The following is a 14336-nucleotide window of genomic DNA, read 5'->3' as shown; positions in this document are numbered from 1 at the left end:
AGCCAATTAGTGCCACTAACAGTCATCTAATTCCTTATTCTGTCAAGGGTTTTGCTTCTCTTCTAAATTCACCTGCAATATTCAATTTATTCAAATATGCAAGGAGAAGACGATGTAAGAGGACTTGCCAAAATTATGGCTTTTATGCGTGCAGTCAGCATTCTGTTGGTACTAATGCACTTTTACTGGTTTTGTTATGGCTTTTTTTTGGAACGAGGTTGGACACTAGAATTAATCAACAAAATACTAGGTAATTTTCAACGGACAGCAAGCTTGTTTTCCAATACTTTATATTCTAAACTCTTTGCCTTAGTTTTACTCGCATTAAGTTGTTTGGGAACCAAGGGAGTAAAAAATGAAAAGATAACCTGGGCCAAAATCTATACTGCCTTAGCCATCGGTTTTGTTCTTTTCTTTTTGAATACGCCATTATTACGATTGTCTTCAGGAATGGCAACATCTTTATATATTCTGACAACTTCACTAGGTTACATTGCTCTAATGGTGGCTGGTGTATGGATTAGTCGTTTACTCCGTACCAACCTAATGGATGATGTCTTCAATAACGAGAACGAAAGTTTCATGCAAGAAACCAAATTGATGAACAATGAATATTCCGTTAATCTTCCTACCAAGTTTTATTATAAAGGCAAATGGAATGAGGGTTGGATTAACGTAGTAAATCCTTTTAGAGCTTCCATTGTTTTGGGTACACCGGGATCGGGTAAGAGTTATGCCATTATCAACAACTACATCAAACAGCATATCGAAAAGGGGTTTTCTATGTACATCTATGATTTTAAATTCGATGACCTTTCAACCATTGCCTACAATCATTTGTTGAAGCATGCCGATAAGTATAAAGTAAAACCAAAATTCTATGTCATTAATTTCGATGACCCAAGAAGAAGCCACCGTTGTAATCCCATCAATCCAAATTTCATGACGGATATTTCAGATGCTTATGAATCGGCTTATACCATTATGCTGAACCTGAACAGAAGTTGGATACAAAAGCAGGGAGATTTCTTTGTAGAATCCCCCATAATCCTGTTAGCCGCCATTATTTGGTTCTTGAAAATTTTCGACAGCGGAAAGTACTGTACATTTCCTCACGCCATTGAGTTGCTCAACAAGAAATACGCAGATGTATTTACCATCCTTACTTCCTATTCAGATCTCGAAAATTATTTATCACCTTTTATGGATGCGTGGCAAGGTGGGGCACAAGATCAGTTGCAAGGACAGATAGCTTCCGCTAAAATTCCTCTATCAAGAATGATTTCACCACAACTTTATTGGGTAATGACGGGTGATGATTTTTCATTGGACATTAACAATCCAAATGAACCGAAAATACTTTGCGTTGGCAATAATCCAGATAGGCAGAATATCTATTCGGCTGCATTGGGGTTGTATAATTCGAGAATTATAAAACTGATAAACAATAAAGGAAAACTAAAAAGTTCAGTTATTATTGATGAATTACCAACTATATACTTTAGAGGATTGGATAATCTGATTGCCACTGCCAGAAGCAATAAAGTAGCCGTTTGTTTGGGGTTTCAGGATTATTCGCAATTAACCCGAGATTATGGCGATAAGGAAAGTAAGGTTATACAAAATACCGTAGGTAATATTTTTAGCGGACAAGTTGTTGGAGAGACTGCCAAAAGTCTTTCGGAACGCTTTGGCAAAGTATTGCAGAAAAGACAAAGCCTGACTATAAATAGAAGTGATAAATCTACCTCCATTTCGACCCAGTTGGACAGTCTTATCCCAGTATCCAAAATTTCGACTCTTACACAAGGAATATTTGTGGGGGCTGTTTCGGATAATTTTGATGAGCGAATTGAACAGAAAATTTTTAATGCAGAAATTGTAGTGGATAATGCTAAAGTAGATTCCGAAACGAAAGCATATAAAAAGATTCCTGAGATTTTATCATTTTTGGATGAAAACGGTGAAGATAAAATGAAAGAAGAAATAGAGGCTAATTACAGGCAAATAAAACGGGATATTGTTTTAATTATCGAGACTGAACTGGAACGCATCAAAAATGATCCAGATTTACAGCATTTGGTGAAAGAAGGTTAATTCATTCATTCATTCATTAAATTTAAGAAAAAATAATTAGTCAATTATTAAATTCTTCGTACTATTTCTATTAAATCTTGTCGTGCTATTTCTATTGAATCGTGTTCGTTTTTTAAAATATTCAATACTAAATCAGGACTATATAGTTTTTAATTTCAGATGAGTTTTAATATTCTTCACATCTACTTTTTCATATTCTTCTTGCTCGTCCTCTTTTCTGTTTTCAGAAGGAGCAATGGATGATTGAATCTTTCTGTCAATGGCAGCCAATTCAGTTTTTAATTCATTTAATTTATTTTCTTTAGTCCAGTTGCTATTAACTACTTCCTGAAGTACTGGAAGATCTTTTTTCAGTTCAGCAATTTTCTTTTGCTCTTGTTCTATGAGACTAGGGATTTTGCCTAAAGCGTTAATAAAATTCAATGCTGCAGTTTTAGGTTCTGAAGCCATATTTCCATTGTTATAAGTATACTTGATACCTCCTTCGCCCTGAATAAAAAAATGATTATCTCTTTCGAACATATCTAAATTTTTATCTGTTAATTCTGTTTTTACCAACAAGCTAAAACCATACAAACTGCCGATTTCTTCATACTGCCCTGCAGTGCGGGCTTTGTCAGCCAGTTGGTTGAGCTTAGCTCCAATTTGTTTGACATCGGCATTGGCAGGCAGATCGTTAAGCTGAACAGGATTCAACAAAGTTCCATCAGGGTGTTTTTGCACTCTTTGTTGCAAATTGTCCCAATCCAAAACAAACCGATTCAAACGAGACTGAGTGGCTTCCAATGTCGCAGTGACATCTTCCAGTTTGTATTTAGAACTGAACTTGGAACGATTAAATGCTTGACGTTCACTTTCTAATCCAGCTAGCTGTTTTTCTAGTTTTGCTTTGTCCAACAAATCGGTGTTACCCGAAAGAATGGCTACGTATTCCGAAAAATTCATACCCGATTTTTCATCCATACCTCCTTCATCAATGGTGCGTTTTCCTAAATTATTATTTTTTAACTGATTTATAAAAAGCTGCTTGTTGTATAATAAATTGAATTTATAACCATCCAATGATTTTTCAACAGCGTAAATAATCACGTCTACTTTATTATTGGCAAAGAATTTAGCAATCTCATTCCCTTTACGAATTGCCCTTCCATCCCTTTGGGCAAGATCACTTGGTCGCCACGGAGTATCCAAATGATGAACTGCTACCGCTCTCTTCTGTGCATTAACACCAGTTCCAAGCATATCAGTAGAACCAAATAGTACTCTGGTTTTACCTTCATTCATTGAACTAATCAATTTCTTGCGATGCTTATCCGTTTTCGCTTCTTGTATAAAGCGTACTTCATGAGATGGAATATTATGATTATGAACCAACTTTCTTTTAATTTCTGAATAAACATTCCATTCCGTGGGTTTATATGTTCCCAAATCTGAAAAAACAAATTGAGTTCCTTTCTGTGCATTAAAGTTATTGTAATAATTTGCAATTTTTGTAGCGCAATGTGAGGCCTTATTGTCTGGATGGTCTTCATACTTTTGGCTAATCATCCGCATATCAAGAGACATTTTGCGAGCGTAGTCTGTAGCGATTAGCATTTTTGCTTTTTCTTCACGTTCTGTAAGTGGAGCTCTTCCCAACAAGGTTGCATTGCCTGATTTAGCAAACGCCATCAAATTTTTAATAAACACTTCCTGTTCTGGTGTTGGTGGAATATTGTGAAGTATTTCATTTTTTTCGGGACGGTCAATGCCGATGTCTTTTGCTGTTCGGTAATCCGTTATTTCCGAATAGAATTGTGCTAATTCTGGTACCTTTATGAAATATCGGAACCGTTCTTTTTGTACAATATTGTTGGCTACCGAAAATTCATAATCGGTAGTCTTTCGGGCATAAATAGCCGCCCAAGCGTCAAAACAGTTGATGCCTTGCTTTTCCAATGCTTGTGGACGTAGGTATTTAAAAAGCAGGTATAATTCTGTCAGCGAATTACTAATTGTTGTCCCTGAAAGAAAGGTGGCACCGAGATCTTTTCCTGTTCGTTCTTGTATGGTTCGTAAGGCAAAAAGTAAGTTCAGTGCCTTTTGACTTCCTTGCATATTACCCAATCCAGCAACTCTTTCATGACGAGTATTGAACATTAAATTTTTAAAACGGTGACTTTCATCTACCAATAAATGGTCAATGCCCATCATCTTAAAATCGACTGTGTCATCCTTTCTATTCTCTATGTCATGTTCCAGTGTTTTAAGCTTGACTTCTAGATTTTGCTTTCGCACGATAACCCCTTTAAGCATTGCTCTTGAGATATCTTTTCCTTGCGTTTTCAAAGTAGCCAAATTTTCTTCTACACTATTTAATTCTGTTTGCAGTATTTCTTTCTGCATCTCTGGAGATTGCGGTATCATGCCAAACTGGTCATGTGTAAGTATCACACAATCCCAATCATTATTCTTTATGTCGCCAAAAATTCGTTGCCGTTTTTGAGGTGTGAAATCTTCTTTTCCTGGATACAATATTTTTGCATGAGGATAAGCAGTTCGGTAGGTTTCAGCTATCTCATGCACATTCGCTTTTAATCCAATAATCATTGGTTTGTGTGCCATTGCCAAGCGTTTCATTTCTTGGGCAGCGGTACACATAATGAGTGTTTTTCCAGCGCCTACTTCATGATCACATATCGCTCCACCGTTCAGCTTTATCATCCATACGGCATCTTTCTGACTGGAATAGAGGTCATCAATACCTAATGCTTTTCTGTCCAGTCCGGGAAACTCCTGATGACTACCGTTATATTGCGGACGGACGAAACAGTTGAAGGTGTCATTATACTGATTAGTTAATCGATTTTTAAATCCATCATTTTGGGTATGCAACCAATCCGTAAAAGCAGTTCTAATTTCATCGATTTTAGAGTTCGCTATCTGTATTGCTTCCATATCCTTCACCTTGACTTCTTTGTCGCCAACTAAAATCTTTTTAGTAATATCTGGTGTCGTATTAACAAGTGCATGCTTGAGCAGAGCGATTCCATCAAAAGTTCTGCTTTCTGATTTTGCGGCATACTTATCTCTTATATGAGCATTTTTTTGGTCACAATTAATAGCAAAATCATCTGTGTTTTCTGAATAATACACACGAACATCCGTATCATACAGATAAGATGCAAAACGAGCATATATTTCTGTGGGAATCCAACGTTCTCCAAGATTAAAATCTAATTCTTCAAATTCAATTCTTTTAGGTTTGGCCTCTTCCAAAGCAGTAAGACTTTCTTTGACAATACTTTCTACGGGATTATTGTTGATGTATTCTTGTAACTGGTTGGCTTTCTCTACCACATTACCAGAAACCCATCGCTCTGAGATTTCATATTCTTTTTCTAAAGGATTATAAAAAATTCGCCCTTTAAGTGCTTCTTTGAGATCATCGGATACTATGCCGCTTATCTGCGACATAAACACCAGATTAACTTTTCCGTATTGATTCAGCGAAGCTGCCAAAGCTTCATCGGGATTATCCGTCGCTAGTGAGCTATTAGAAAAACTAACTGGACGTTGAAAAAGATCCGCCTTATGTACCACACCACCAATAATACGTTCCAAATAGGGGATTTCTTTACCCGCAGCATCTATCTTAATCAGTTTGATATTATCTACATTGTTCAGATTGCCATATTTTTTTACAAAATCATCATACAATTTATTTAGTTTTTCCCTGTCTTCTCTCTGTTCTGTTTTTAGTTCTGCTTCCCGATTGTACAGTCTGTGGTAAACATCTCGTAAATCAATATAGGCAGCTGCTCGCATTCTTTGAAGTGTGGAAAGTTCCAATGGATGAAACATCGCTTTTCCTGTTTCCACATCTATATTTCTTAGATAGCCTATGAATCCTTTGTCTTTCGCAAGACATTCCTCTCTATAAGAAGTAGGTGTTTCTCCTGTATAGGGTGCAGGATTCGATGGCACTGTCGTTAGAATAGGACTAGCCGTTTTAGCTGCTCCCCAATTTTGATTATCTACGTTTGGTTGTGAGAACAAATCTCCATCGATTGCTCCGTTATGAATTGTTTGAATTGTTCTTGAAACATTTGGTTTTTGATATACTTGTTGGATTGCTACAGTATCAAATAAACTTGGTTGTTTTCCGATACTATTTTGTTTTACACTGTTTGTTTTGTTCTTAAATCTAGACTTTGTTTCATTAATTTTAGCAGGTATGGTAGTTTCAAACAAATCAAATAAGTTCAGTTGCACTTGAGATCCATTGTCTTTTTGGGATTGTTGAGATAGTCTTATTTCAGGATTTGAGCTGGTGCTTTTTTCTGTTAGAATTAGCGGTTCAGTCTGTATTGAAATAGTTGGCTGAATTATTGATTTATCAAGCGAAATACCATTGTATCGATTCATATCCAAATGAATAGAGAAATCATCCTTCAATATTCTCTTAAGGTCGGTGGCAATTCTTTCTATACCTCCTTGATGTTCATATACCATCGTTGACTTACCGTATGGGTCAGTTCCCTGATAGGATTTGGTATGGACAATAAGAGCAGGATTACTCAATAAGATGTTGGTGGAACCACTTTCAGAATTGATATTCGTTTGACAAAACTCTTTTTCCCTTAATGACAAGCCCTCTTTAGCCGTTTGTCTTTGTAAAATAATTAAATCACTCCCCACTTCAGTACCGGCATAATCGGTAAAAAGATTATTTGGTAAACGGATAGCGGAAACCAATTTATGGTCTTTCATTAATGCCTCACGGATAGCTATGTTGCTGGGACTATTGAGTACACCTTGAGAGGTGATAAAAGCCAGAATACCTCCTTCACGAAGCATATCGCCTCCTTTTAGAAAAAAATAATTATGAATGCTTCGGGCTGCCTGAACTCTTGCTGAATTGGTACTACGGGAATACGAGAGATCAAATATGGATATATCCCCAAAAGGAATATTACTCGTAACCAAATCATAGCTTTTCTGTTCTTTTTCGGGAATGGCTTCAAAACCTCGAATATGAATATTAACATCGGGATAAATGTGCTTCAATATTTTTCCCGTTAGCAGTTCCTTTTCATAGGCGGTAGTTCCACTAATCGACCCAAAAGAAGTATTAAAGGCTTCGATGAAAGAACCGGAACCTGCAGAGGGTTCAAGCATTCGGTTAACCTTTAGTCCATTTTCTTTGAGGGTTTCTGCAAGAGCAGAAATAATGGCAGGAGGTGTATAAAAAGCCGTTAGGACTGAATTCCGCATACTATCCACATAGAGACTGTATTGTTTTGGATCGACTGTGTTTTCCTTAAGCAACTTGTGTAATTCTTGGGTAAGAGGGAAGAGATACTGTTCTGTTTTTCGCCAATGGTTACTATCGATGGCATTCTCTACAGGATTAAGTATGAACTTTAGACCACCAAATCCGCTGTATTGCATCATTAGCAGTCTTTCCTCTTGGGTAGCTTGTCGATTTTCTTTTTCAAGTTTAAAAGCAACTTTGAGGGCATCAATATTACTTTGGAGATGTTTCCGTTTATTGAAGCCCATTTTCTTCAATCCATATTGCTATAGTTCCAGTCAGTTCCGTATAAAGAAGATCATAACCGACACTGTCAACAAATTCTTGGGTTATCGTATATCGCTGAAATACGGATTCACAAATAGCCAACATTTTTAGGGCGAATGGACGCAATTCTTCATCAGCCATAAGGGTGTCAAACTCGCTTACCACGACTTTAAATACCGTGTCGAATTTGGAGAAATGCAATCCTTCAAACAGAATGTAATTAGCTATTTCCTCACATTGTGCAACGGAATTACCTGCCATAAATGCTGCTTCATAAGCTTTCGCAGATCTTTGCGAACGTTGTTCTATAAATTTGGTATCCCAAGCTTTTTCCGGAAAACTCGTATGGAGAAATTCTTGTAGTCTTAAATTGAAATAGGAGAGGTCTTTTTGTAGCGTGTCCATAATTTGTATAATTTATTATTAATAGATAAATGTAGGATGCTCCTAGTAGTAATCAGAATATCTGGTATGGTTTGGCTTTTATTGGCTATAAATTGTCTCTAAAGAAGAATAAAGATTATTGATGAAAATTTCTTTACCTAGATTAAATTTCATTTGTAATTGTTAGTTTTGTAGCTGGTAATAAATAAAATCAACTATGAAAGATCTAATCGAAAAAATCGCTGCTGAATTTGAAACATTCAAATCGGATGCAGAATTACAAACAGAAAAAGGAAATAAATCAGCAGGAACTAGAGCACGTAAATCTTCTCTAGAACTGGAAAAGCTTTTGAAAGAATTTAGAAAATCCTCTGTAGCTGAATCTAAAAAATAAGCTTAAAGGCTGTTTCCAATTTTAGAGGGCACTGAAAAACACCTCTTATTTTGATTGGGATTGGTTTTTAGAGAATTAAAAAAACGCTTGTAACAGGATTTTTTAACCCGTTGCAAGCGTTTTTCACTTTATAACTGTTTTTTATTTGAAGCTATATGAGTCTATTTTTGACTTATATAAGGTCGTTTTTAATAATGCACCATTTAGCTTTTAATTTCTTATATAAATTTCAGTATTCTTTTTAAATTGACTGTAAAAATAGTCATTGCTCCTTGCATTTGCATATTGGCAATGCCGTACGATATTGCCCTATCATAGCCATGTACGTTTTTTAACTCACTATTTTTAGCCTCTATTTTGTATCGATGTTTTGCTTTTTCTTTGTAATATTCTGTTTCCTGAAAGGCGATTTGTTCTTGGTGTAAGTCTGATTTTATCGTTACAGCATAGGTTTTTGTCTTTGCCCCTTCTTTGTAGCATCCCTCTTTTAAAGAACAAGACTTGCATTTTTCAACATCAAAATAATAGGTGTGTGATTGATTTTTTCCAACATTTTTTTTGCCCTGTTTAGCTTTTCGTATAGCCATATGCCCCGCAGGACAAACAATTCTATCGGCATCTTTATTGTATTCAAATTTATCTTCTTCTTTTCTAGTTCCTTGTGCTACCGAAACATTTAATCTAGTTACAACTCTAATATTTTGCCCGGTTGCTAGCTGGAGATTTTTTGTTCCTGTATAAGCTCCATCGCCAATAATGGTGTCTACATCCATTCCGTTTTCTTGGCTAATCTCTAAGAGTTTCGGTAACTCTGGACCATCTCCTTTGTCTCCTGAGGTTATTATAGCTGCTGTGATAATTCGTTCTTCTGTCATCGCTAGATGAGTCTTATATCCAAAGAAAGAGCTATCAGCAGATTTATGACCTGTTTTAGCATCTGTATCTTTTGATAAAGTAAAATTTTCCTGAGTATCTTCTATTGTTTCTTTTAGTAAGTTTAATTTTTCTTTCACAGCAGGTATAGAACTTAAAGATTGTTCTTTTTCTATACGCTTCTCTAACTCTTTGCAATACTCCAATTCTTTTTTTAATTCATAGGTATCGTTCTTCTTTGGCATATTCTCTTTGAATCGATCATCAAATAAATATACCGTTTTTCGTAGTAGTTTAGAACGTTCTCTTAATACATCAATTGCTGAAAATGGATTGGATCTCGATAAAGTATGCGTGGCATCAACTATGATAGATTTAGATTTAATGATTCCCTTTTCAATAGCTATAGATACAGTTTTTCCAATGAGAAGATTTAATAAGTCTGTGTCCTTAAGACGAAGTTTACGAAATTTTGTCAAGGAGCTTGGATCGATAACACCTTCTTCTGGACTCATTTCTAAAAAATATTTAAAAGACATATCAAAACGCGAACGATCAACTACATCAACATCATATACATTATATATTGTTTTTAAAAGTAAGTACTTAAACATACGAACTGGGCTTTCTGCTTTGCGACCGTTATTTGTACAGTATTTATCTAACAACTCCTCGTAAATGAATGAAAAATCTATTAGTTCGTTGATTTTTCTAAGTAGATTATCCTGTGGAACGATTAAATCATATAATGAAGAATAGGGACTAAACTGAATTTGCTGCTGCTGAATTAACATCTAAAAGGCCTTATGATTACACCCAAAAGATACAAAAAAAGGAGCAGAAAACATTTAGCTTCTACTCCTTTTAATTAACAATCATTCCTAAAGAAGGACTTTTTCAGTGCCCTCCAATTTTAGAAACAGCCTTTTTTTTATTTTCTTTTTGTTTTTTCAGGAAAAGTAAAAGTGGTCTCTCCGTTGCTGTTCATAACGATGAAAGCATCGAATTTCTTTCCTGATTTACTAATCATTCCCTTGAGAAGATTGGTTCTACCTTTGTTAATTAACATTTCTAGATCCATTAGATTTAACTGAATCCCACATATCTTTCGAAATTGAACCCAGTTACAGTCTTCATCCAAACACTTTATCAATTGATCTCGAATTATTAATTTATTAATCTTGCATTTTGGACAAACTAGTTCTGCTTGTTTTTCACTTTCGACAGATAAGGAAAGTAATTCTTTCGTAATGGCTGTGGTGAAATTTTCTATTTCTTTTTGGAAATCAGCGACAGCTCCCTCGTTGTTTTCAATTTTTTGCAAGGCTAATTCCCACTGGGCTGTCATGGCCACATCGGCAATTTTTTCGTTTTTTACGAGTTCGTAAACTTTTAATCCTTTTGCTGTTGGGACTAAAGATTTCTTTTCTCTCTTGACATATTCTCTTTTGAAAAGCGTTTCAATAATACTGGCTCGTGTAGCTGGAGTACCAATGCCCATGTCTTGCAATATTTTACTTTCTTGTTGATTTTTAATCAGTTTTCCAGCGCTTTCCATAGCCGTCAGTAGTCCCGCTTCAGTGTAAAGGACTGGTGGTTTGGTTTTTCCTTCCAAAACTTTTGCTTCCCTAAACTTTAGCTCGTCACCCATTTTTAGTTCTGGTAGATCTGCGATGGGGTCGTTGTCTTCATCTGTGAAGTTTCCTTTGATGGATCTCCATCCTGAATCAAGAATTGCACACCCTTTTACTGTAAAATCGTAATGGAGAACTTGTAAATTTATATCGGTAATTTGTTTGTTACAGGCATTGGAAACTGTTTCCAGTAATCGGTATGCAATCATTTCATAAATTACATTTTCTTTTGGGAGTAAGGCTGATGGTATTTTATCCGTTATCAATAGACCGTGATGATCGGTAACTTTTAAATCGTTAACGATACGTTTGTTGAGACGTCCTTTTTTTACACTAGAAACAACTGCCTTAAACTTTTCCATTTCTTCCAACACACTTATCAGTTTGGGTATTTCAGCCCAAATGTCTTCTGTAACATACTTACTTCCAGTGCGTGGATAGCTAATGAATTTTTTCTCGTAAAGGCTTTGGGCGATGTTTAGAGTTTCTTCCGCAGATAAATTTAATTTTATGTTGGCTTCTTTTTGTAATGCGGTAAGATCAAACAATAAAGGAGGTTGTTCATTGATAATTTTTGTTTCAACGGAAGTCACGGTAGCTGTTCCTTGTCGTTGTATGGATTTCAGTACGTCATTTGCCAGTTTGTTGTCGTCCCATTTAGTCAATGAAATACTTTTGAAATCAATGAATTCCTTACGGTGCTCTAATTCTATTTGCCAATATTTCTTAATGGCAAATGCTTTGTTTTCCAAGAATCTTTTACAGATAAGTGCCAATGTTGGTGTCTGAACCCTTCCAAGAGAATAAACACCATTTCCAACAGCAATGCTCAACGCTTGGGAAGCGTTTATTCCTACCAGCCAATCCGCACGACTTCTTCCGACTGCTGCGAAATGTAGACCGTCAAAATTTCTTCCTGGTTTCAAATTGTCAAATCCTTTAAGAATGGCTTTTTCTGTCAATGAACTAATCCATAATCGTTCAAAGGGTAGGTTACATTTTAAATATTCATAAATATAACGGAATATAAGTTCTCCCTCTCGACCAGCATCAGTGGCTACAATTATACTTTCACTGTTTTTTAAAAGCTGCTCAATGATTTTTAATTGTTTCATTGCTCCGTCATCTTGAATATAGCTATTGTTTTTCTTCAGCTTACGTACAGTAAGTAAGAATGGATTGGGTAATAGGGGTAGGGCTTCCTTTTGAAAACCTGTAAAACCATAATCTTCGGGCATAGCCAATGATACTAGATGTCCTAACGCCCAAGTTACATAATAGCCGTTGCCCGTCAGGTAACCATCTTTCTTTTCAATGGCACCTAACAGGAAAGCTATTTCTCGAGCAACACTCGGTTTTTCTGCAATCACTATTTTCATGATGGGAATTTTGATGATGATTACATTTTTGGAACTTTGGATTTGGCAGCAGTTTTTGGTTTTTCTTGGGCTGCTTTTTCTGGCTCCTTGCCATTCTTGGTTGCTTCGCTATTTTTAGCTTCTGAATTTCCTTTTGATTGCGCCTTATCATTTGTTTTATTTGGATTTTCAAAAGAAAAACCAGTTTTTGCAGTTTCTTTGTTGAAGGTAATGTAACCTTGATAATCTTTTCCGTTCTTGTCAACCAAACCAGTAACATACACAGTTTGGCCCTCTTTAAATTTCTGATACTGCTGATCGTCAAGTTCTTTTCCTCTAAAGGTTCGTGGTACTTCTTGCTGCTCAGAACGACTCTGCTGTTGGCTTTGAGATTGTTTATTGGTATTGCTTCTGTCAAAAAGGAATTCGACATAGCGTTTATCGGCATTGAATTGAACGGAAGCATTGAATGGCTCTCCTTTTTTTGATGTCATACCCTCGATGTATAGCGATTTACCATCCATTAAGCTCTGTTTTTGTTGCTCATCCAACTTTACGCCTTTTATTTCGTCGGGAATTTTGATGAGGTTGCTACGTAAAGCAACAAGTTCGTTGGTCAATCTGTCCACACTAACAATGGAAGGTATTATCTCATCTGTTTTGGGATTGGTTAAATTAACGACACGTCCCATATTTCCTGTTTTGAGCAAATTGTCTTTATCTTCTTTGGTAAACTCATGGCCAAAAAATGGAAAATTCAATTGTGGTTCTTTACGAATGCCGTGAATGGCAACGATTACCTTACCTTCATCATTGGATTGCAAGGAGAGTCTTGCATCCATTCGGGTAACTGCATTTCCTAAATTAAGGCTTATGGGAACCAATTCATTGGTTTTATATCCTTTTAATAAGGGGTCAATTAGATTCATCTTTTCGAGACGTTCTTTGTTTATTCCCATATTTGACATTGCTTTCCAATCTATTTGTTCTAGCTTGAAGCGGTATTCACCTACTTCCGATGTGGACTGTTTTGTTTCCATGTTATATTTGTTTAATTGTTTATAATCGGTTTTTATCTCATATTGTGCCAATAGCTTTTTTCCAGCTATTGAAGAACTGTCAACTGCATTTTGAATTTTTTTTGCTACAGTAATGACGTCCCGTGCAGAAACCCTAAAAAAGTTGAAATGGGTTGGATCTTTCAATTGATGTAAAAAATTGGAAAAGAAATTTGAGAAAAGATCTCCATGTTTGTCAACACGCATGAACTGACTTTGATTCTTTTTGTCAGGCGTGACCGTTTGCAACTTGTTGTCACTTCCAATGCCCTTTACTACCTCAATTTTCTTTTTCTTTTTGTCGAGTACCAACAAGATATCCGAGAATTGTTCTTGTAATTGGAGTTTATCTGTATCTTGATTAACCATCAGCTTGGTCTTTAAAATTTGTTTAACCGAAAATAAAGAGATAAAATAATCTCTTCCATTGATTGACTTTCAATGGCACTAGTTGTCAGGTTTTGACTTTTATTTTTTAAGAGGAGCATTAAAACTATCCCGTATGAACTGATGAACATCAGATAATTTATAGTAGAGCTTTCCGCTGATTGTGTAATAAGGCAATTTGCCTGCTGATCGGTAACGCTGAAGTGACCGACTGCTTATTTTGAGCATCTGGAGTAGATCCTGATTATCGAGTAATTCTTCTCCATCAATGTTATTTCGTTGTTTGTGAACATCGTTTATATGTTCATTTAGGATATCAAAGCGATCCATGATACGCTCCATCCATGCCATAAATTCCATTCTGTCAATATTCATAACTATTTACTTTAGATTGCTTTAACAAAATTCAACAGCTTTTGTAGAAGTTTATCACAATGGCTTTCGTAGTACGAAAAAATTTAACATAAAAATCCTAAAAAGTATTGATTATACTGTGTTAGTAATTTCAAAAAATGTAATGCAGTTTTTTATTCTAGCAGTTTGTTTTCAAGATTTTTTTTGGTGTAGTGTACCATAAAAAAAACAGTA

At 35.7% G+C, this 14336-nt stretch carries 8 protein-coding genes; 2 read left to right on the top strand and 6 right to left on the bottom strand.

Features of this window, described 5'->3' with window-relative positions; translation table 11 throughout:
- Positions 1-96: 96 nt before the first annotated feature.
- The gene (gene mobC, locus OZP15_RS09610) at positions 97-2097 is read left to right on the top strand and encodes a conjugal transfer protein MobC (protein ID WP_281335972.1); all 2001 of its coding nucleotides are present in this window, start codon (positions 97-99) and stop codon (positions 2095-2097) included.
- Positions 2098-2235: 138 nt separating this feature from the next.
- Here the strand turns inward: mobC and OZP15_RS09605 are convergent, their stop codons facing one another.
- Together OZP15_RS09605 and OZP15_RS09600 are read right to left on the bottom strand one after the other, a co-directional pair.
- A complete protein-coding gene (locus tag OZP15_RS09605; RefSeq protein WP_281335971.1) occupies positions 2236-7641 on the bottom strand; it encodes a helicase-related protein in 5406 nt (1801 codons plus the stop codon).
- On the bottom strand, positions 7628-8065 hold the full coding sequence (locus OZP15_RS09600) for a DUF1896 domain-containing protein (protein ID WP_269225240.1): 438 nt from the start codon (positions 8063-8065) through the stop codon (positions 7628-7630). The genes OZP15_RS09605 and OZP15_RS09600 overlap by 14 nt, the downstream gene beginning before the upstream one ends.
- 196 nt (positions 8066-8261) lie before the next feature.
- Between OZP15_RS09600 and OZP15_RS09595 the strand changes: the two genes are divergently transcribed.
- Positions 8262-8438, top strand: a complete 177-nt coding sequence (locus OZP15_RS09595; RefSeq protein ID WP_281335970.1) for a histone H1 — start codon at positions 8262-8264, stop codon at positions 8436-8438.
- Positions 8439-8656: 218 nt separating this feature from the next.
- Here OZP15_RS09595 and OZP15_RS09590 read toward each other — a convergent pair whose 3' ends face one another.
- From OZP15_RS09590 to OZP15_RS09575, 4 genes are all read right to left on the bottom strand, one after another.
- Positions 8657-10105 carry an IS1182 family transposase gene (locus OZP15_RS09590; protein ID WP_281335969.1) on the bottom strand — a complete coding sequence of 483 codons (1449 nt, stop codon included), beginning with the start codon at positions 10103-10105 and terminating at the stop codon, positions 8657-8659.
- A 137-nt stretch (positions 10106-10242) separates the two neighbouring features.
- Entirely contained in the window at positions 10243-12324 is a 2082-nt protein-coding gene (locus OZP15_RS09585; protein WP_281335968.1) for a type IA DNA topoisomerase, read from the bottom strand.
- A 20-nt stretch (positions 12325-12344) separates the two neighbouring features.
- Positions 12345-13730, bottom strand: coding sequence for a DUF3945 domain-containing protein (locus tag OZP15_RS09580; protein ID WP_281335967.1), 1386 nt, complete (start codon positions 13728-13730; stop codon positions 12345-12347).
- A 99-nt stretch (positions 13731-13829) separates the two neighbouring features.
- Positions 13830-14123, bottom strand: coding sequence for a helix-turn-helix domain-containing protein (locus tag OZP15_RS09575; protein WP_269225238.1), 294 nt, complete (start codon positions 14121-14123; stop codon positions 13830-13832).
- Positions 14124-14336: the final 213 nt, after the last annotated feature.

Origin of the sequence: Flavobacterium eburneipallidum (assembly GCF_027111355.2) — a bacterium.
Lineage (GTDB): Bacteria > Bacteroidota > Bacteroidia > Flavobacteriales > Flavobacteriaceae > Flavobacterium > Flavobacterium eburneipallidum.
The sequence above is the reverse complement of the archived record's forward strand: the minus strand, read 5'-3'. Positions and strand labels throughout refer to the sequence as shown.